This window comes from Kitasatospora sp. NPDC043949, assembly GCF_056435365.1.
This window is the reverse complement of the sequence record NZ_JBWKEQ010000008.1, coordinates 1-20,598: the sequence shown is the minus strand read 5'-3', so window position 1 is coordinate 20,598 and position 20,598 is coordinate 1. Positions and strand designations below refer to the sequence as shown.

The 20,598-nt window shown below is 73.3% G+C and carries 13 protein-coding genes and 2 pseudogenes; all 15 read left to right on the top strand.

Annotation, left to right across the window (positions count from 1 at the left end):
- Positions 1-20: 20 nt before the first annotated feature.
- A pseudogene (locus tag AC07AL_RS09040) lies at positions 21-95 on the top strand (HD domain-containing protein); the annotation flags it as partial.
- 337 nt (positions 96-432) lie between these two features.
- A complete protein-coding gene (locus AC07AL_RS09035; protein WP_400471428.1) occupies positions 433-1,410 on the top strand; it encodes a hypothetical protein in 978 nt (325 codons plus the stop codon).
- Between the two features lie 286 nt (positions 1,411-1,696).
- A complete protein-coding gene (locus AC07AL_RS09030; RefSeq protein ID WP_400806275.1) occupies positions 1,697-2,221 on the top strand; it encodes an LOG family protein in 525 nt (174 codons plus the stop codon).
- A 13-nt stretch (positions 2,222-2,234) separates the two neighbouring features.
- Positions 2,235-2,924 carry an SDR family oxidoreductase gene (locus AC07AL_RS09025; RefSeq protein ID WP_363582130.1) on the top strand — a complete coding sequence of 230 codons (690 nt, stop codon included), beginning with the start codon at positions 2,235-2,237 and terminating at the stop codon, positions 2,922-2,924.
- A gap of 34 nt (positions 2,925-2,958) precedes the next feature.
- On the top strand, positions 2,959-3,969 hold the full coding sequence (locus AC07AL_RS09020; protein ID WP_363582132.1) for a methionine synthase: 1,011 nt from the start codon (positions 2,959-2,961) through the stop codon (positions 3,967-3,969).
- Positions 3,970-3,991: 22 nt separating this feature from the next.
- Positions 3,992-6,286 (top strand): NAD-dependent DNA ligase LigA, encoded by a 2,295-nt coding sequence (gene ligA / locus AC07AL_RS09015; protein ID WP_400989271.1) that lies wholly within the window; start codon positions 3,992-3,994, stop codon positions 6,284-6,286.
- 358 nt (positions 6,287-6,644) lie between these two features.
- Positions 6,645-8,132, top strand: a pseudogene (locus AC07AL_RS09010) (putative bifunctional diguanylate cyclase/phosphodiesterase); the annotation flags it as partial.
- A gap of 505 nt (positions 8,133-8,637) precedes the next feature.
- Complete coding sequence (gene gatC, locus AC07AL_RS09005; RefSeq protein ID WP_030057414.1) at positions 8,638-8,934, top strand: Asp-tRNA(Asn)/Glu-tRNA(Gln) amidotransferase subunit GatC; 297 nt, start codon at positions 8,638-8,640, stop codon at positions 8,932-8,934.
- Positions 8,935-8,939: 5 nt separating this feature from the next.
- On the top strand, positions 8,940-10,433 hold the full coding sequence (gene gatA, locus AC07AL_RS09000) for an Asp-tRNA(Asn)/Glu-tRNA(Gln) amidotransferase subunit GatA (protein WP_363582136.1): 1,494 nt from the start codon (positions 8,940-8,942) through the stop codon (positions 10,431-10,433).
- Positions 10,430-10,705, top strand: coding sequence for a hypothetical protein (locus AC07AL_RS08995; protein WP_363582138.1), 276 nt, complete (start codon positions 10,430-10,432; stop codon positions 10,703-10,705). Before gatA ends, AC07AL_RS08995 begins: the two co-directional genes overlap by 4 nt.
- Before the next feature lie 77 nt (positions 10,706-10,782).
- A complete protein-coding gene (gatB, locus tag AC07AL_RS08990) occupies positions 10,783-12,294 on the top strand; it encodes an Asp-tRNA(Asn)/Glu-tRNA(Gln) amidotransferase subunit GatB (RefSeq protein WP_363582140.1) in 1,512 nt (503 codons plus the stop codon).
- A 257-nt stretch (positions 12,295-12,551) separates the two neighbouring features.
- On the top strand, positions 12,552-12,710 hold the full coding sequence (locus AC07AL_RS08985; RefSeq protein WP_159398431.1) for a hypothetical protein: 159 nt from the start codon (positions 12,552-12,554) through the stop codon (positions 12,708-12,710).
- 134 nt (positions 12,711-12,844) lie between these two features.
- Positions 12,845-15,886, top strand: a complete 3,042-nt coding sequence (locus tag AC07AL_RS08980) for a helix-turn-helix transcriptional regulator (RefSeq protein WP_363582142.1) — start codon at positions 12,845-12,847, stop codon at positions 15,884-15,886.
- Between the two features lie 549 nt (positions 15,887-16,435).
- Positions 16,436-19,369 carry a putative bifunctional diguanylate cyclase/phosphodiesterase gene (locus AC07AL_RS08975; RefSeq protein ID WP_363633249.1) on the top strand — a complete coding sequence of 978 codons (2,934 nt, stop codon included), beginning with the start codon at positions 16,436-16,438 and terminating at the stop codon, positions 19,367-19,369.
- Positions 19,370-19,702: 333 nt separating this feature from the next.
- The coding region (locus tag AC07AL_RS08970; RefSeq protein WP_478317258.1) for a thiamine pyrophosphate-binding protein at positions 19,703-20,598 on the top strand (896 nt) is incomplete at its 3' end.

Genomic DNA, 20,598 nt, shown 5'->3' with positions numbered 1-20,598 from the left:
GGTACCTCTTCGAGGCGGGGATGCTCAAGCGGGCGAAGCGGTCGGGCTGGTGGATCGCCGGGGTGAAGGATCCCGAGACCATCGCGGAGCACTCCTGTGGATCGACAGCAGTCTCGGCAGCCTCAAGACCGAGTCCGCCCGCCAACTCGCCGAGGCGGCACTGTCGATGACCTCGCTGGAGTGGCAGCAGGCCTACCTCGCGTAGCGTGCATCCCGAACTCATGCGCGAGCACTCGCCGCAGTGAATTCATGACTGTCCGTCAAATCCGCTGATCTGTCGGCGTAAACTGCAATGGCCACCGCCCAGTTGGGCGGTGGCCATTCCCGCGTACGCCCGTAAACTTGGCGGTTCCGGCGCACGCGCATAACACCTCGGCCAGTATGCCAGCCCGGACGCGCTCCGGCTCGCATATCGGCCACGAAAGGCCGAACGTGCCCGTCGCCGTCACCACCGAAGCCCTCGCCCTCTCCCGCCCCACCGGCACCCCGCCCGCCAACGAGTTCCGGGTCCGCATCGGGCAGTGGATGCAGAGCGTCCCGACCGGTGGGCCCTGGAAGTCCCTCGGGCCGTCCTTCGTCCTCTTCCTCATGCACGCCGCGCAGAAGGCCGACGCGGACGGGACCAACCTCCACTGCCCGCCGTCCAACCTCTGGTTCTCCCGGGCCTGCCGGGTCTCCAAGGACTCCGTCCCCGGCTTCTACCGGGCCGCCGAGGCGGCCGGGGTCATGGCCCTCGTCCACGGCCCCTCCGGCACCCGGGTTCGCGGCTACGCCGTCACCGTGCCCCTGGGCGGCGTCCCCGACTGGGACGCCGCCCTCGCCGTCCTGCGCGCCGACGCCCGGCGCGTCAAGCAGGAGCAACTCCGCTGCGCCGCCGGTAAGTCCGCACGTGCGGAGTCGGTGAAGTCCGCACCTGCGGCGCTGCCGAGGCCGCGCTGCGGCGAACGGAAGTCCGCACGTGCGGAGCCGGACAAATCCGCACGTGCGGGCTCGTCGCTCCGCACGTGCGGACGCAACCAGGAAGTCCCTTACCAGGACAAGAAGATGGTTGCTGTTGTAGTGACGGGTACCACTCCGCGCGCGAGCGAACAGCCCGCACCGGCACCGCTGCCGCCGCCGCCCGACCCCACGGGCTGGGAGCGGATGACCGAGCACCTGCCGCCCGACCTCCAGGAGCCCGCCCGCGCCGTCCCGGAGGACGACCTGCTGCGCCGGTTCACCACCATGGCCGTCCGGGCGGGCTGGGCGTCCCCGGGTTGGCTGGCCGCCCGCCTGGCGTCCCACCGGCCCGAGAACACGCCCGGCGCCGACCCCGCGGACCGTCTCGCCGCCGGTCTGGTCGCCGTCCTGGGTGTCCTCTCGGACCGACACGCCCACCCGGGCCGGGGGCTCCTGCCCTCCTGCGCGTGAGCGGCAGTGCCGGCCAAGGGGGACGATCACCCTGTCGACCCGGCCGGATCGAACGCTCCTGGCATACTCGCAGTGCCGGCTGCGCGGCTTCCTCGCACGGGACAACGTGACTGCCCGGGCCCGGAAGAGTGGACTGCTACCAGCTCTCAGCAGCCCGAAGGCCGAATCGGCAACTCGCCGCCGCCGGCACACCCTCCGGAGAGGACGGCATGATGCTCGGAGGAGGCTGGCCGAGGCCTAAAGCCGGTGAGTGAGTGCGCCGGGGCGTGATAGACCAGATGGCACTATGAACATCACAGTCTTCTGCTCCGCGTACTCGCTCGACGACCGCTACACCGCCCCCGCCGCCGAGTTCGCGCGGCTCCTCGGCGAAGGTGGCCACACCCTGGTGTGGGGCGGGTCCAACGCCGGGCTGATGGGGCTGCTGGCCGACGAGGTGAAGGCGGCCGGCGGGAAGCTGGTCGGGGTGCTGGTCGAGATGCTCAAGCACAAGGGGTACGTCGGCGCCGACGAGCTCGTCATGACCCGTGACCTGGCCGAGCGGAAGGCGGAGCTGGCGGCCCGGGCGGACGCGATCGTCGTGCTCGTGGGCGGGCTGGGCACCCTCGACGAGGTGACCGAGGTGCTGGAGCTCAAGAAGCACGGCATGTTCGACAAGCCGGTGATCGTCCTGGACACCGAGGGCTTCTACGCGGGCCTGCGCACGCAGATGGAGCGGATGGACGTCGAGGGCTTCCTGCCCCGCCCGCTCGCCGAGCTGATCCGGTTCGCCGACACCCCGGCCGAGGTCTTCGCGCAGCTCAAGGCCTGAGAGGATCACCACCATGGCCACTCATCTGATCACCGGCGCCGGCTCCGGCATCGGCGCCGTCCTCGCCGAACGCCTCGCCGAGCGCGGGGACGACCTCTGGCTGCTGGCCCGCGACGCCCGCCGCGCCGCCGAGCTGCGCGAGCGCTTCCCCGGGGCGAAGACCCTGGTCGGGGACCTCGGCGACCCGGCCAAGCTCTCCTGGGCCTTCGGCCACCAGGCGCTGCCCGTCGAGCTGGACTCCGTGCTGCACGTCGCGGGCATGGTCGAGCTGGGCACGGTCGGCGACCTGTCGGTCAAGGCCTGGCAGGAGACGCTGAACGTCAACCTGGTCGCCCCCGCCGAGCTGACCCGGCTCCTGCTGCCCTCGCTGCGCCTGGTCAAGGGGCACGTGGTGTTCGTCAACTCCGGGGCCGGGCTCTCCGCCCATGCCGAGTGGTCGGCCTACGCGGCGAGCAAGCACGGCCTCAAGGCGCTGGCCGACGCGCTGCGCCAGGAGGAGCACCCGAACGGCGTCCGGGTCACCTCGGTCTACCCGGGCCGCACCGCCACCGCGATGCAGGCCAAGGTGCACCAGCAGGAGGGCAAGGCCTACGACGAGGACCGCTGGATCGCCCCCGAGTCGGTGGCCAAGGCGATCCTCGCCGCCCTCGACGCCTCCCGTGACGCGGAGCTCACCGACATCACCGTCCGCCCGGGGCGCTGAAACGCGCGCGGCGCCGCGCACTAGGCTCGGGCGGGTGAGCACCCCACAGCCCTTCCCCGACCTGCGCGGCGCCGCCACCGGCGTCGGTTCGCTGCCCGGCACCGACGCCCGGGAGGCCGCCAAGACCTCCACCGGGGCGTTGGAGCAGCTGCCGTTCCTGCCCGAACTGCCCGCCCGCGGGCCGGGTGCCGACATGATCGGCCGTGGCGCCGGCCTGCTGGTCGAGCTGTTCGCGCAGACCGAGCCGAGCGGCTGGCGCTTCGCCGACCGCCCCGGCCGGGACACCCGGCGCGCCCACTCCTGGCTGCGCGAGGACCTGGACGCGCTGGAGGAGTTCACCCAGGGCTACCAGGGCGCGCTCAAGCTGCAGGCCGTCGGGCCGTGGACGCTGGCCGCCTCGATCGAGCTCAAGTACGGCGAGAAGGCGCTCTCCGACCCCGGCGCCTGCCGGGACATCGCCGGTTCGCTCACCGAGGGCCTGCGCCGCCACCTCGCCGACGTCCGCAGTCGGGTCCCGGGCGCCCAACTGGTCCTCCAGCTCGACGAGCCCTCGCTGCCCGCCGTGCTGGCCGGTTCGGTGAAGACCGCCAGCGGCTTCCAGCGGCTGCGCTCGGTGGACCGGCAGGTCGCCGAGGAGGTGCTGCGCGAGGTCATCCGGGGCCTGGACGTGCCCGTCGTCGTGCACTGCTGCGCGCCGGACGTGCCGATCCCGCTGCTGCGCCGGGCCGGTGTGGCCGGGGTCTCGCTGGACTTCTCGCTGCTGACCGAGCGGGACGACGACGACCTGGGCGAGGCGGTCGAGGCGGGCACGGCGATCCTCGCTGGTGTCGTGCCCTCCACTGACCAGGCGGTGTCCGACCCGGCCGGTAGTGTCCAGGGTGTCAGGACCTTGTGGCGCAGGCTCGGGTTCGCCCCGGAGCTGCTGGGCCGCCGCGTGCTGGTGACGCCGACCTGCGGGCTGGCCGGGGCGTCCCCGGCGTACGCGCGCAAGGCGCTGTCGCTTGCGGCGCGGGCGGCGCAGAGCCTGGTGGACAACCCGGAATGAGAACGTAGGAGGGCTTGCGGTGGTGGCTGTCGAGGGCTGGGAGGACGTCCCTGCGGAGGTGCGCAGGCGGCACGCCGAGCTGGTCGTGGAGATCACCGAGCACCGCGCCCGGTACTACGTGCAGGACGCCCCGGTCGTCAGCGACGCCGAGTTCGACGTCCTGATGCGCGAGCTGGAGGCGATCGAGGCCGCGCACCCGGCCCTGGTGACGCCGGACTCGCCGACGCAGGAGGTCGGCGGCGACGTCGCGGAGGGCTTCACCAAGGTCGAGCACCGCGAGCGGCTGCTCAGCCTCGACAACGCCATGGACGACGAGGAGCTGGCGGCCTGGGCGGACCGGGTCGCCCGCGAGCTGGACGGCATCGACTACCACTACCTGTGCGAGCTCAAGGTGGACGGCCTGGCCGTCAACCTCACCTACGAGCGCGGCCAGTTGGTCCTCGCCGCGACCCGGGGCACCGGCCGGGTCGGCGAGGACATCACCGCCAACGTCCGCACCATCAAGGAGATCCCGCAGCAGCTCACCGGCGACGACCTGCCCGAGCTGGTCGAGATCCGCGGCGAGGTCTACCTGCCGACCGAGGCCTTCGAGGAGCTGAACGCCTCGCTGGCGGCGGAGAACGAGCGCCGCCGGGCGGAGAACGAGGAGCGCGCGAAGGAGGGCAGGCGTCCGCAGGCGCTGGTCCACCTGTTCGCCAACCCCCGCAACGCCGCCGCCGGTTCGCTGCGCCAGAAGGACCCGCTGGTCACCGCGTCCCGTCCGCTGCACATGGTGGTGCACGGCATCGGCGCCCGGGTCGGCTTCGACATCGACTGCCAGTCGCACGCCTACGACCTGCTGCGCGCGTGGGGCCTGCCGACGGCCCGGCACAACAAGGTGGTCGGGACGCTCGACGAGGTGCGGGCGTTCATCGAGCACTTCGGCGAGCAGCGGCACTCGGTCGAGCACGAGATCGACGGCGTCGTGGTCAAGGTGGACGAGATCGCCCTGCAGGGGCGGCTCGGTTCCACCTCCAAGTCCCCGCGCTGGGCGATCGCCTGGAAGTACCCGCCGGAGGAGGTCACCGGCAAGCTGGCCGCGATCAAGGTCGGCATCGGCCGCACCGGCCGGGCCACCCCGTACGCGGTGCTGGCCGAGCCGGTGAAGGTGGCCGGCTCGATGGTGCAGTACGCGACGCTGCACAACCAGCAGGTCGTCAAGGCCAAGGGCGTGCTGCTCGGCGACACCATCGTGCTGCGCAAGGCCGGTGACGTCATCCCGGAGATCCTCGGCCCGGTGGAGAGCCTGCGGGACGGCACCGAGCAGGAGTTCGTGATGCCCTCGCACTGCCACGAGTGCGGGGCCGAGCTGCGCCCGATGTCCGAGGGGGACATCGATCTGCGCTGCCCCAACGCGCAGTTCTGCCCGGCGCAGATCCGCGAGCGGATCGCCTTCCTGGGCGGCCGTTCCTCGCTGGACATCGAGGGCCTGGGCTATGTCGCGGCGACCGCGCTGACCCAGCCGCTGGAGCCGGCAGAGGCGCCGGTGCGGGACGAGGGCGACATCTTCGGCCTGACGATGGAGCAGTTGCTGCCGATCGAGGTGCTGGTCCGCGACCAGAAGACGGGCATGCCCAAGCTGGACGACCGCACCGGCAAGGAGAAGAAGGCCACCTTCTTCGCGAACCAGAAGGGCGAGCCCAAGAAGACGGCGGGCGTGCTGCTGGAGAATCTGGAGAGGGTGAAGGAACGTCCGCTGTGGCGCTTCCTCAACGGCCTCTCGATCCGGCACGTCGGGCCGGTCGCGGCGCAGGAGCTGGCACGGGAGTTCCGGGACCTCGACCGGATCTTCTCGGCCACCGAGGAGGAGCTGGCCGCCGTCGAGGGGGTCGGGCCGATCATCGCCCGCTCCGTCGTCGAGTGGTACCAGGAGGAGTGGCACCGGGGGATCCTGGAGAAGTGGCGCGCGGCCGGCGTCCGCTTCACCGAGGAGCCCGCCGACGAGGAGGAGGCGGAGCGCCCGCTGGAGGGCCTGACCGTCGTGGTCACCGGCACCCTGGCCGGGCACACCCGGGACGGGGCCAAGGAGGCGCTGACCTCGCGCGGCGCGAAGGTGACCGGTTCGGTATCGAAGAAGACAGATTTTGTTGTGGCCGGTGACAACCCCGGGTCCAAGTACGACAAGGCCGTTCAGCTCGGACTGCCGGTCCTGGACGACGCCGGCTTCGCCGTGCTGCTCGCCGACGGACCGGCCGCGGCCCGTGCCCACCTCGGCCTGCCCGAGGTCGGGGAGGCCCCCGCCGAGGCCGCTCCGGAGGCCGACCCGAGCGGAGCGTGACCGAGCCCGTCTTGTTATCGTCCTGATGCAACGTCACCGGGTGTCGCGCCGTGGAAGCGGGCATTGTGTCACTGTGCGACACCCGGGCGCGGTGGCGCGTTTCCGGTTGTCCGAAAGTCTGCCCACCGGGTGGACCCCGGCATACCCTGGAGCGCAACAGAGTGTCAGCAGGGGTGGGGGCACCGGCTGAGCCGGTGCTCCGCGGGGTCGCTCCATGCCCGGCAGCTGTCGGTACCGGCACGGTGCCTCACCGTAAGGCGGCCTGACGGGGCGGGCCCGACGGAGGACAGGGCTTATGGATCGTACGACCGGCGGTGCGCCCACACGCCCGCCGCAGGGGGTGGCAGGTGCGGTCCTGCTGCTCGGCGTGCTGCTGGCCGGCGCCGCGCCGCTCATCCCGCTGGCCGTCCTGGTCTACCGGTACGAGCCCGAACTGCTGCCGCTGTTCGCGGTGCCGCTGGCGGTGCTGGTCGCCGCCTGGCGGATCGCCCGCGACCGCGCCCGTGACCAGCTGACCGACCCGCTGACGGATCTGCCCAACCGTCAGGCCCTGTTGATGGCCGCCCAGGAGGCGATCGCGGAGCGCGCGGAAGGTTACAGCGTCGGTCTCATCCTGCTCGATCTCGATCGCTTCCGATCGCTCAACGACACCCTCGGTCACACCGCCGGCGACCGGCTGCTGGTGCACATCGCCCGCCGGCTGCACCGCGCGCTGCGCTCCGGAGGCCCGGCCGGCAGCGCCACCCGGGAGTCCATCGACGACGTCTTCGCCGGCCTGCCCCGGAACTACCGGCGCGGCCGTCCGATGGTGGCCCGGATGGGCGGCGACGAGTTCGCCGTGCTGCTGCCCGGCATCAACTGCCCGGACAGCCTGGAGCGGGTCGCCAAGGCGCTGATCGCCGAACTCGCCGCGCCGATCCGGCTGGACGGGCTGCTGCTCGTGCTGGAGGCCAGCGCCGGCGTCTGCGTCTACCCGCAGCACGCCCAGGACGCCGAGGCGCTGCTGCGCCGCGCCGACGTGGCGATGGGCCACGCCCAGCGCGGTTGCAGCGGCGTCGCGCAGTACGACGAGACCCAGGACGCCGACACGCCGTACCGGATAGGGCTGCTCGGCGACCTGCGGCGGGCGCTGGAGACCGGCGAGGTGCAGCTGCACTACCAGCCCAAGGTGGCCTTCGACGGCCGGGTGGTCGGCCTGGAGGCGCTGCTGCGCTGGGAGCGCCCCGGCCAGGGCCGGGTCTCGCCGGACGAGTTCGTCGGGCTCGCCGAGTCCAGCGGCCTGATGCCCCGGCTCACCGACTACGTGCTGGAGGCCGCCGTCGGGCAGCTCGCCTACTGGCGGGAACAGGGCCTCCAGGTGCAGGTCGCGGTCAACGTCTCCCCGCGCGACGTGCTCAACCCCGGCTTCGCCCAGCGCGTCGCCGGCCACCTCGTCCGCCACCAGGTGCCGGCCCACGCGCTCCAGCTGGAGATCACCGAACGGCTGCTGCTGGACGACTCCCGCCGGGCCGCCGACACCCTCGCCGAACTGCGCGGCTACGGCGTCGGGATGTCCCTGGACGACTTCGGCACCGGCCACTCCTCGCTGGTGCGGCTGCGCAGCCTGCCGGTCGGCGAGCTGAAGATCGACCGTTCCTTCGTCTCCCGGATGGTCGCCGACGACCACGATGCGGCGGTGGTGCGCTGCTCGGTGGAGCTCGCCCACTCGCTGGGCCTGACCGTGGTCGCCGAGGGCGTCGAGGACGACGAGACCTGGGAGCGGCTGCACTGCATGGGCGTGGACGCCGTCCAGGGCTGGCTGGTGTCGGCGGCGCTGCCGGCCGAGCAGGCCACCGCCTGGCTGCGGGTGCACCGCACCGGCGCCCCGCCGGTGGAGCGGCTGGTCCCCCCGCCGGGCCGGCTGCCGTCGGCCCTCCACGCGGTGCAGGGGGGCCAGGGCCTGCCGGTCCAGCCGGTGCTGCCGCAGGCCGTCCAGCCGGTGGTCCAGCAGGCCATCGCGCCGGTGCTGCCCCCGACCCTCCCGTCGGTGCTGCCCCCCGTGCTGCCCCCGACCCTCCCGCAGGCCGTGCAGGCCGTGCAGGCCGTTCAGACGGTCCAGGCCGTGCCCGCGCCCCAGCCCGTGTCGGCCGCGCAGATCGAGATCAAGGCGCCGGGCGCGCAGAGTTGGGCCCGCACCAGGCCGCAGTGACGGGCGCGCTCGCTCACTCGTTGGCCGGTGGCCGGGCCGGGCCCCATAGGATGGGGTCCAAAGACCACGAGGACGGAGCACCGGACCGGTTGCTCCTGCCCGGGCCCGGCACCGCCTGCGCGCGGCGCCGGGCCTCACCAGAACTCACCCTGAGGATCGCTGCATGCCTGGCATCACGCGCGAGGAGGTCGCCCACCTCGCCCGGCTGTCGCGTCTTGAGCTGAAGCCCGAAGAGCTGGACCACTTCGCCGAGCAGCTCGACGTGATCATCGGCGCGGTCGCCCGCGTTTCCGAGGTCGCCGGACAGGACGTCCCGCCGACCTCCCACCCGCTCCCGCTGACCAACGTGATGCGCGCGGACGAGGTGCGGCCGTCGCTCACCCCGGAGCAGGCGCTGTCCGGCGCCCCCGCCGCCGAGGAGCAGCGTTTCCGTGTGCCGCAGATCCTCGGGGAGGACTGACCGAGATGACCGAGTTGATCAAGTACACCGCCGCTGAGACGGCCTCCGCCATCGCCAAGGGCGAGGTGTCCGCCGTCGAGGTGGCGCAGGCGCACCTGGACCGCATCGGCGCCGTCGACAAGAAGGTCAACGCCTTCCTGCACGTCGACACCGAGGGCGCGCTGAACGCCGCCAGGGCCGTCGACGAGAAGCGTGCCAAGGGCGAGGAGCTGGGCCCGCTGGCCGGCGTCCCGCTCGCGCTGAAGGACGTCTTCACCACCAAGGGCGTGCCGACCACCTGCGGCTCCAAGATCCTCGAAGGCTGGATCCCGCCGTACGACGCCACGCTGACCACCCGTCTCAAGGACGCCGGCGTGGTCATCCTCGGCAAGACCAACATGGACGAGTTCGCGATGGGCTCCTCCACCGAGAACTCCGCCTACGGCACGACCGGCAACCCGTGGGACCTCTCCCGCATTCCCGGCGGCTCCGGCGGCGGTTCGGCCGCCGCGCTGGCCGCCTTCGAGGCCCCGCTGGCGATCGGCACCGACACCGGCGGCTCGATCCGCCAGCCCGGCGCCGTCACCGGCACCGTCGGCGTCAAGCCGACCTACGGCTCGGTCTCCCGCTACGGCCTGGTCGCCTTCTCGTCCTCGCTGGACCAGGGCGGCCCGTGCGCCCGCACCGTGCTGGACGCGGCGCTGCTGCACGAGGCCATCGCCGGGCACGACCCGCTGGACTCCACCTCGATCGACGCGCCCGTCCCGGCCGTGGTCGAGGCCGCCAAGCTGCGCGACGTGCGCGGCATGCGGATCGGCGTGGTCAAGGAGTTCGCCGGCGAGGGCTACCAGGCCGGCGTGATGGAGCGCTTCAACGAGTCGGTGGAGCTGCTGCGCGAGCTGGGCGCCGAGGTCGTCGAGGTCTCCTGCCCGTCCTTCACCCTGGCGCTGCCCGCGTACTACCTGATCGCGCCCAGCGAGGCCTCGTCCAACCTGGCCCGCTTCGACGCGATGCGCTACGGCCTGCGGGTCGGCGACGACGGCTCCCGCTCGGCCGAGGACGTCACCGCCCTGACCCGCGAGGCCGGCTTCGGCCCCGAGGTCAAGCGCCGCATCATCCTCGGCACCTACGCCCTCTCCTCGGGCTACTACGACGCCTACTACGGCTCGGCCCAGAAGGTCCGCACGCTCATCTCGCGCGACTTCGACGCCGCCTTCGCGGGCGTGGACGTGCTGGTCTCGCCGACCACGCCGACCACCGCCTTCCCGATCGGCGAGCGCGCCGACGACCCGATGGCGATGTACCTGGCCGACCTCTGCACGATTCCGTCGAACCTCGCGGGCAACGCGGCCATGTCGCTGCCCTGCGGTCTGGCCCCGGAGGACAATCTCCCGGTCGGCCTGCAGATCATCGCACCCGCGATGGCGGACGACCGCCTGTACCGGGTGGGCGGCGCCGTCGAGGCCGCACTCAACGACAAGTGGGGGCACACCCTGCTGGAGGAGGCACCGGCACTGTGAGCAGGATCGAGAAGGCCAAGGCCCCGTCGTCCCTCAAGGCACCGTCGTCCCTGAAGGGCTTCAAGCACAGCAAGCCGGGTCTGTGGCTGTCCATCGGCACCAGCGCCTTCGGCGCGGTCTCGGTCGTCAAGGACGTCCGGAAGGCCCGCGAGGAGAGCGACACCCTCAAGCTGGTCAACGCCTTGGTCGGCGCCGCCGCGCTGATCACCGGTACCGCCCTGCTGGTGCGCGAGCTGCGCCAGCTCGGCTCCGACGACGTCCTGCTGGGCTGAGCTGAGCGCCCCGGCCCGGCCCCGCGCGAGCGGCGGCCGGGCCCGTACCTCCCAAGTCTTTTAGTGAAGGGGACGCTGTGAGCGTCATGAACCTGGTCTCCTACGAGGACGCTCTCGCGTCGTACGACCCGGTGATGGGCCTTGAGGTCCACGTCGAGCTGGGCACCAAGACCAAGATGTTCTGCGGTTGCTCGACCGAGCTGGGTGCCGAGCCGAACAGCCAGACCTGCCCGACCTGCCTGGGCCTGCCCGGCTCGCTGCCGGTGGTCAACGAGATCGGCGTGGAGTCGGCCGTCAAGATCGGCCTGGCGCTGAACTGCGAGATCGCCGAGTGGTGCCGATTCGCGCGGAAGAACTACTTCTACCCGGACATGCCCAAGAACTTCCAGACCTCGCAGTACGACGAGCCGATCGCCTTCAACGGCTACCTCGACGTGCAGTTGGAGGACGGCTCGACCTTCCGCGTTGAGATCGAGCGCGCCCACATGGAGGAGGACACCGGCAAGTCCAGCCACGTCGGTGGCGCCACCGGCCGCATCCACGGGGCCACTCACTCGCTGCTCGACTACAACCGGGCCGGCATCCCGCTGATCGAGATCGTCACCAAGCCGATCGTCGGGGCCGGCGAGCGCGCCCCCGAGGTCGCCAAGGCGTACGTCGCCGAGCTGCGCGAGCTGATCAAGGCGCTGGGCGTCTCCGAGGCGCGGATGGACAAGGGCCAGATGCGCTGCGACGTCAACCTGTCGCTGCGCCCCAACGGCACCGAGACCTTCGGCACCCGTTCGGAGACCAAGAACGTCAACTCGCTGCGCAGCGTGGAGCGGGCCGCCCGGTTCGAGATCCAGCGGCACGCCACGGTGCTGACCGACGGCGGCACGATCATCCAGGAGACCCGGCACTTCCACGAGGAGGACGGCAGCACCACCTCGGGCCGGATCAAGGACAACGCCGAGGACTACCGCTACTTCCCCGAGCCGGACCTGGTGCCGATCGCCCCCGCCCGCGCCTGGGTCGAGGAGCTGCGCGCAGGCCTGCCCGAGCTGCCGCGGGTGCGCCGGGCCCGGCTGCAGGCCGAATGGGGCCTGTCCGACAAGGACATGCAGTCGGTGCTGAACGCCGGCGCCGTCGAGCCGATCCAGGAGACCATCGCCGCCGGCGCCCCGGCCGACCAGGCCCGCAAGTGGTGGATGGGCGAGCTGGCCCGCCGGGCCAACGAGACCGGCACCGAGCTGAGCGAGCAGCCGATCACCCCGGCGCAGGTCGCCCGGGTCACCGCGCTGGTCGCCGAGGGCAAGCTGAACGACAAGCTGGCCCGCCAGGTCATCGAGGCCGTGCTGGCCGGCGAGGGCGAGCCGGACGAGGTCGTCGAGAAGCGCGGCCTGGCCGTCGTCTCGGACGACTCCGCGCTCGGTGCGGCCGTCGACCAGGCCATCGCCGAGAACGAGGCGATCGCCGCCAAGATCCGTGACGGCAAGGTCGCCGCGGTCGGCGCGCTGGTCGGTGCGGTCATGAAGGCCACCCGCGGCCAGGCCGACGCGGCCCGCGTCAAGGACCTGATCCTGGAGCGGCTCGCCGTCGAGGGGCAGTAAGCACAACCCAGAGAATCTGGGCGTCTTTGCCTGAGGTCCTAAGGCGTCTAAGGCGCCTAAGGCCCTCTAAGTAAGGCCTAAGGCCCGGTCTCACCTCGAAAACGAGGTAAGACCGGGCCTTTGTCGTTCCCGGGGCCCCGATCTAAGGCATCCGGGGCCCGGAAGATCGGTAGGGCTTCCGATGCGGCACCCCCCGCTGGGAGAGGAAGCTCTTACTCGACAGCGAAACGCAGTGAAACCCACAGGGGGAACCGAAAGTGATCGAGTACGAGCTCATCCAGCAGCACGCCCACGAGCTGGCCGTCCGCGCCGAGCACGAGCGCCTGGTCCGGGAGGCCAAGGAGGGACGCCGCCTGCGGCAGCGTCCGGTGGCCGCCCGCTTCCAGCGGCGCCCCGCGCGCCAGCGCGAATGCTGACGGACCGGCACCACGACGGTGCCGAGGGAGTTTCGGAGGGGGAGGCGCAGCAGGGGAGCGCCTCCCCCTCCGGGCGTTCGCCAGGGGAGATAACCCCTCGGCCCGCCACCTCCGGCTATGGCATGCTCGCCTCCATGCAGCAGATATCGGTGAGTCCCGTCTTCGTCGGCCGCGGCAGCGAGATCACCGAACTGACCGACGCGCTGCGCCGGGCGGGCTCCGGCAGCCCGCAGGCCGTGCTGATCGGCGGCGAGGCGGGCGTCGGCAAGACCCGGCTGCTGGAGGAGTTCCTGCAGCGGGCCGCCGCCGGGGGAGCGGTCACCACGCTCGGCGGCTGCCTGGAGATCGGCGCCGAGGGCCTGCCGTACGCCCCGCTGGCCGCGGCGCTGCGCCGGCTGCACCGCTCGCTGGGCGCCGAGCTGGAGGCCGCGGCGGCCGGCAGCGAGGGGCACCTGGCCCGGCTGCTGCCCGAGTTCGGCGAGGCCGACGGCGAACCCAACGACGAGTACGGCCGGGCCCGGCTGTTCGAGCACACCGCGAGGCTGTTCGAGCGGCTCGGCGCGGAGCGTACCCTCGTGTTCGCCGTCGAGGACCTGCACTGGTCCGACCGCTCCACCCGCGAACTGCTCGCCTTCCTGGTCCGCACCCTGCACCGGTCCCGGGTGCTGCTGGTCGCCACCTACCGCTCCGACGACCTGCACCGCCGCCACCCGCTGCGCCCCTTCCTGGCCGAGCTCGAACGACTGCGCACCGTCCAGCGGCTGGAGCTGGAGCGGTTCGGCCGCGGCGAGGTCGCCGCCCAGCTGGCCGGCATCCTCGGCACCGCCGACCCCGACCGGAAGCTGGTGGACCGCATCCACCGCCGCTCCGAGGGGAATCCGTTCTTCGTCGAGGAGCTGGCCACCGCCTTCGAGGACGGCTGCGGTGCCGGGCTCACCGACTCGCTGCGCGACATCCTGCTGGTCCGGGTGGAGAGCCTGGACGAGGAGGCCCAGCGAGTGGTGCGGATCGCCGCCGAGGGGGGCTCGCACGTCGAGCACGCCCTGCTGGCGGCCGTCCTGCACGACGACGAGGAGGCGCTGATCGAGGCGCTGCGGGCGGCCGTCGGCGCCAACATCCTGCGCCCGGACGGCGAGGGCGAGGGCTACCGCTTCCGGCACGCGCTGGTCCGCGAGGCGGTCTCGGACGACCTGCTGCCCGGTGAACGGCACCGGATCAACCGCAAGTTCGCGCTCGCCGTGGAGGCGAAGCCGCAGCTGGTCTCCTGCGACGCCCTGCCCGCCCGGCTGGCCAACTACTGGTACCACGCGCACGACCCGGCCCGCGCCCTGCCGACCGCCCTGGACGCCGCCCGGGCGGCCCGCCGCCGCAACGCCTTCGCCGAGCAACTGGGCATGCTGGAACGGGCCCTGGAGCTGTGGGACATGGTCTCCGAGGAGGTGCTGGCGCACACCCTGCGCCCGTACGACTGGGCCGAGACCTATCCGCCCGGCTCCTGCGACCACAGCACCGCCGACGGGGACTGCGACCGGATCCAGCTGGTCGACGTGCTGGCCGAGGCAGTGGTCGCGGCCCGGCGCTGCGGCGACCGCGAGCGCGGCCTGAGCCTCGCCAGGCGGGGGCTGCGGCTGGTCGACGAGGCCGTGCACCCGGTGCGCGCGGCCTGGTTCCGGATCAACCGGGCCCGGATGCTGGGCAATCTGCGCCGCTCCGGTGACGACGAGGAGATCCTCCACGCGCACCGGCTGGTCGACCACCTGCCGCCGTCCGCCGTCCAGGCCGAGGTGTTCGCGCTCGGCGCCGGGGTGGCGATGCTCAAGAAGCCCGGCCCCGAGCACATCGAGCTGGCCGAGCGGGCGATCCGGATCGCCCAGGAGGTCGGCGCGCACTCCGTCGAGGTGCACGCCCGGATGACGCTCGGCGGCCTGCGCTACGACGTGCACGGCGACGCCGACGGCGGGCTGGCCGAACTGGCCGGGGCGGTCGAGGCGGCCCGCCGGCTGGGCGTGCCCGACCTGCTGCTGCGCGGCGTCAACAACCTGGCCAGCATGCAGCGCGGGGTGGGCCGGGCCGAGGAGGCGGTGGTGCTGGCCCGCGAGGGCCTGGTCTACGCGGACGGCAACGGCCTGCTGCGCAACATCGGCACCATCCTGACCGGCAACCTGGCCGAGGCGCTGACCGACCTGGGGCGGATCCGGGAGGCCGCCGAGGTGCTCGACGCCTGCGAGCTGACCAGCCTGACCGGCACCCACGCCGAGTTCCTGGACCGGATGCGCGGCGACCTCGCGCTGCTGCGCGGGGACCTGGCCGGCGCGGCGACCATGCTGGCGCAGGCCCGGTCGGCCAACCGGGTCGGCCAGCTCCAGCACAGCGTGCCGATCAGTCGGCTGGCGGTGCGGATCGCCGCGCTCGCCGGCCGGCCGATGGAGGCCCGGGAGGAACTGCTCGCCGCGCTGGCGGAGGAGGGGCGGCTCGGCCACGAGTCCGACGTGTACCCGCTGCTGGTCGAGGCCGCCACGGTGGAGGCGGACAGCCGGGGCCTGCCGGAGGCCGCGGCGGGCCGGGCCGAGGCGCTGGCCGCGATCGCCGCGCGGGCGGCCCGGCTGCGGCCGCGGGCGCCGGTGCACCACGGCTGGGCCCGGCTGCTGGAGGGCGAACTGGCCCGCGCCGAGGCCGCCGACACCCCGGAGCAGTGGGCCGCCGCGGTCGCCGCGCTGCGCCCGACCGGGCTGCCGTACCCGCTGGCGGTCGCCCTGCTGCGGGCCGGCGAGGCCGAGGTGCTGGCCGGGCGGCGCGAGGCCGGGGCCGAACTGCTGCGCGAGGCTCGGGAACTGGCCACCGTCCGGGGCGACCGTCCGCTGCTGGCGGAGGTCGCGGGCCTGGCCGACCGGGCCGGGCTGACGCTGACCCCGGTGGCGGCCGCGCGCCCGGCCGCCGGGCCGGCCGCGACCCCGCCCGTCGGGGAGTCCTTCGGCCTCACCCCCCGTGAGCGGGACGTGCTCCGGTTGCTGGCGCGCGGCTGGAGCAACCGGCAGATCGCGGAGGAGCTGTACATCTCTCCGAAGACCGCGAGCGTGCACGTTTCCAACATCCTGGGCAAGCTCGCGGTCACCGGCCGGGGTGAGGCGGCGGCGCTGGCGCACCGGTTGCGGCTGTTCCCGGACGATCCGGCTTAGGCCGGACAGGACCTGGGCCGTGTCCGGCCCGGGCCTCCCGATGACCCGTGCGCCCGGCGCCGGGCCCCCGGCCGTCTCCGGTCCGGGTGGCCCGGGGCCGGGCGCCGTCGCGTGCTCCCGTGCGCGCCGCGTGAGCCCCCGGCCGCGCGCCGCCGCCAACCGGGCCGATCCGCCGGAATCGGGTGCATTTCCCCACCCCGTCGCCATTACTCTAAGTTGAGTGCATGTGTCATTGAGTGACGGATTTGGTGTAGGGTCCCGATCGGGAACATCGGTGCGGTGTGGTGACCGGAAGGCCGCCCACCCCCTGGGCCTCCGTCCTGACGGGGCGCCAGGCCACCGCGTACGGCCAAGAGGCGCGCGGCCGGTGGCCCGTGGCCGGGGCGCCAGGCCCCGGGCCGGAGGGGGAGAGGCCGAGTGAGCTCCACCGATACGGTGCTGCCCGGGGCCGGACGGCCGGGCGTGCCACCCGCCGACGCGTCCGAGCCCGACGCGTCCACGCCCGGCGCAGCCGCAGCCGGCGCGTCCGCCCCCGGCCGGCGCGGCCCGCTGTGCCGGCTCCGGGAGAGCCGGACGCTGCCCGGCCTCGTCCTCGGCGCGCTCTGCCTGGCCTACGCCCTGGGTGCCGCCACCGGCTGGGGCTCTTTCCAACTCTCCATCTTCATGGGCGACTTCGGCCTGGCCGCGGCGGCGCTCGCGGCCGCGCTGTCCTGCCTGGTGTACGGCTGCACGGCCGGCGGGCGCGCCCGCCCGGCCTGGCTGCTGTTCGGCCTCTCCTCGCTCATGGTGGCCTGCGGCAACGGCACCTGGGGCTGGTACGAACTGGTCGCCCGCAGCCCGCTGCCGCAGGACTCGCTCGCCGAGTACGCCTTCCTGCTGTTCTCCCCGCTCGCCATCACCGGTGTGCTGGTGCTCGCCCAGCGCCCGCGCTCGGCCGCCGGCTGGCTCTGCCTGCTGCTCGACGGCTGGCTGATCGCCGGCTCGCTGTTCACCCTCAGCTGGAGCCTGGCGCTCGGCCGGATCGCCGCCGGCGAGGCCGGCTCGCCGCTGCGGCTGGCCCTCAACCTGGCCTACCCGGTCCTGGACATCCTGCTGGTCAGCCTGGTCGTCGGGCTGCGCTTCGGCGGCCGGGACGGCAACCGGGCGGCCGTGCACACCGCGATGGTGGCGCTGGCCGTCACCGTCCTGTGCGACGCCCTGTTCACCTCCCCGGAGCTGCGCAGCAGCTACCGCTCGGGCGAACTGCTGGACGCCGGCTGGTTCTCCGGCAGCCTGCTGCTGGCCTGGGCGCCGTGGTCGCCGCGCTGGCGCCGCCCGCTGCGCGAGCACCCCTCGGCCGGAGGCCTGCCGCGCCGCCGGGTGGCCACCACCTTCAGCGCGCTCACCCCGTACGCGGCCGCCGCGGTGTGCACCGCCGGGATCCTCTACAACGCCCTCGGCGGGCGGGAGTTGGACCGGGTGGTGGCCGCGGCGGCCTGCACCGTCGGCCTGGCGCTCATCCTGCGCCAGGGCGTGATGCTGCTCGACAACCTCTCGCTCGCCCAGGAACTCGCCCACAAGGAGGCGCACTTCCGCTCCCTGGTGCAGGGCTCCAGCGACGTCATCATGATCGCCGGTGCCAACGGCGTGCTCTCCTACGTCTCCCCGGCCGCGCTCGGCGTCTACGGGCGGGACCCGGAGGAACTGGTCGGCGGCAACCTGCTGGACCTGGTCCACCCGGAGGACGTGGACCGGGTGCTCGCCGAGGTCCGCCGCTACCTGGCGAGGGTCCGGCTCACCGCCCACCGCTCCCCGGGCACCGCCGAGCCGTCCGCCCGGGTGGAGTGCCGGATCAGCTCCGGCGGCGGCGAGTGGCTGCACGTCGAGTCGACGGTCAGCCGGCACCGCGACGGCCTCATCCTCAACAGCCGGGACGTGACCGAACGCGTGATACTCCAGGCCCAGTTGCAGCACAACGCCTTCCACGACCCGCTCACCGACCTGCCCAACCGGGCGCTGTTCGCCCAGCGGCTGCGGGCCGCCCTCGGCGCCCGCGGCCAGCAGGGCGAGGGCGGCGCCGGGGTCGCGGTGCTCTTCCTCGACCTGGACGGCTTCAAGGCGGTCAACGACACGGCCGGCCACCAGGTGGGCGACGAACTGCTGGTGCAGGCGGCCCGCCGGCTCCAGGGGGCCGTCCGCTGCGGGGACACCGTCGCCCGGTTCGGCGGCGACGAGTTCGCCGCGCTGGTCTGCGGCCCGCTCGGCCGGCTCCAGGTCCAGGAGCTCGCCGAGCGGCTGCGGGTCGCGCTCTCCGAGCCGTACTGGATCGGCGGCGCCGAACTCGGTGTCGCCGCCAGCATCGGCATCGCCTTCGGCACCCCCGAACGCGGCCCGGCCGCCGACCCGAGGGCGGCCACCGACGAGCTGATGCGCAACGCCGACCTCGCGATGTACCGGGCCAAGTCCGAGGGCAAGGGCCGGGTGGTGCTCTACAACCCCGCGATGCGGGCCGATCTGGAGCGCCGCACCGAACTGGAGGAGCGGCTGCGGGCCGCCGTCCGCGAGGGCGGCTTCACCCTGCTTCACCAGCCCGTGGTGGACCTCGCCAGCGGCGCGGTGACCGGCGTCGAGGCGCAGGCCCGCTGGCGCTCGGCGGGCGGCCTGCTGCTCACCCCGGCCGAGTTCCTGCGCTCGGCCGACCACGGCGACGCGGCCACCCGGTTCTCCCGCTGGCTGGTCCAGGAGGCGGTGACGGCCGCGGCCAACCGGCGCGGCCAGTCCGGCCGCAGCCGCAGCGGCCCCGCGCCCGTCCCGGTCGCGGTCCGGCTCTCCACCGAGCGGCTGTGCTCGCCCGGTCTGTACGAGACGGTGGCCGCGGCGCTGCGCGACAGCCGACTGCCGGCCGGCGAGCTGGTGATCGAGGTGGCCCGGATGGGCCCGGACTCGCTCGCCGACGAACTCGGCCGCCGGCTGGCCGCGTTGCGCCGGCTCGGGGTGACCACCGTGCTGGCCGGCTACGGCGCCGGCAGCGGCTCGCTCGGCGAGCTGGCCCGGCTGCCCCTGGACGGCCTCAAGCTGGACCGCACACTGGTGCAGGACCTCGGGGAGTCCGCGCTCAGCCGCACGCTCGCCGGGCACGCCCTGCGGCTCGGCCACGACCTCGGTCTGGTCACCGGCGCCGAGGGGGTGGACCTGCCCCGCCAGGTCGCCGCGCTCCAGGAGCTGGGCTGCCGGCAGGGCCAGGGTTCGGCCTTCGCGCCGCCGCTGGACGAGACCCGGCTGCGCCGGGCGCTGGTGCGCCGGGGCTACCCGCTGCCCAGGCCGCTCGGCTCGGTCTCGGCCCGGCGCGCGTACCTGGCCGCGGAGGCCCGGACGGGTGGCCGCGGGGAGGGCGGCGGGGGGCGTGTCGTGCATCACCACGGTGCCCCCGACCTGCCCGAACGCCGCGCGGTGACCGGTCCAGGGCCGGGTCCGCATGGCGAGACGGTCATCCCACCTGCTTGACACGCGCCCCCGGACAGGAGGAGGGTCGTTGCCATGCGCACCCGAATTCTCGTACTTGGCGGGCGCGTCGGCTGAGCGGGCTCACACGCCCCGCTTGTGACAGACCGACGCGCCACCCCTCGCATGCCCTTGGCACGAGGGGTTTTTTGTTGCACTGACGCTGTTCCACCACCGCAAGACCCCTGGCTCCGACCGCCCGATCCGCCCCGATTCCCGGGGAGGAAGCGGGACGATTGGGGCAGAGCCGGCGATCGGCCCGCAACCGGGACCCCACCCTCGCACCACCGGGGCCCGCAACCACCGGGCCGGCACATTCCGAGAAGAGACAGGCAGATGACTGAGCACGCCGCATCCCCCCGCCGCGGGGACACCACGGCCGCCCACGCTCCCGCTCCCCAGCACGTCGTCGAAACCATGACCGGCGCCCAGTCGCTCATCCGCTCGCTGGAGGCCGTGGGCGCGGACACCGTCTTCGGCATCCCGGGCGGGGCCATCCTTCCCGCGTACGACCCGCTGATGGACTCGGCCAAGGTGCGCCACATCCTGGTCCGGCACGAGCAGGGCGCCGGCCACGCCGCCACCGGCTACGCCCAGGCCACCGGCCGGGTCGGGGTCTGCATGGCCACCTCCGGCCCGGGCGCGACCAACCTGGTGACCCCGATCGCCGACGCCTACATGGACTCCGTGCCGATGGTCGCGATCACCGGCCAGGTCTCCTCCAAGGCGATCGGCACCGACGCCTTCCAGGAGGCGGACATCTGCGGCATCACGATGCCGATCACCAAGCACAACTACCTGGTCACCGACCCCTCCGAGATCCCCCGGGTGATCGCCGAGGCGTTCCACATCGCCGCCACCGGCCGCCCCGGCCCCGTCCTCGTCGACATCGCCAAGGACGCGCTCCAGGCCACCACCACGTTCCGCTGGCCGGTCGAGCTCTCGCTGCCCGGCTACCGGCCGGTCACCAAGCCGCACGCCAAGCAGATCCGCGAGGCCGCGAAGATGCTGGTGGGCGCCAAGCGCCCGGTGCTGTACGTCGGCGGCGGCGTGATCAAGGCACAGGCCACCGCCGAGCTGCGGATCCTCGCCGAGCTGACCGGCGCCCCCGTGGTCACCACCCTGATGGCGCTCGGTGCCTTCCCCGACAGCCACCCGCAGCACCTGGGCATGCCCGGCATGCACGGTTCCGTCCCGGCCGTCACCGCACTCCAGAAGACCGACCTGCTCTT

Bases quoted from the DNA above. Each gene is read 5' to 3' on its own strand.
- AC07AL_RS09030 (WP_400806275.1), top strand. From the start codon at position 1,697: ATGAACATCACAGTCTTCTGCTCCGCGTACTCGCTCGACGACCGCTAC.
- AC07AL_RS09025 (WP_363582130.1), top strand. From the start codon at position 2,235: ATGGCCACTCATCTGATCACCGGCGCCGGCTCCGGCATCGGCGCCGTC.
- gatC (WP_030057414.1), top strand. From the start codon at position 8,638: ATGCCTGGCATCACGCGCGAGGAGGTCGCCCACCTCGCCCGGCTGTCG.
- gatA (WP_363582136.1), top strand. From the start codon at position 8,940: ATGACCGAGTTGATCAAGTACACCGCCGCTGAGACGGCCTCCGCCATC.
- AC07AL_RS08980 (WP_363582142.1), top strand. From the start codon at position 12,845: ATGCAGCAGATATCGGTGAGTCCCGTCTTCGTCGGCCGCGGCAGCGAG.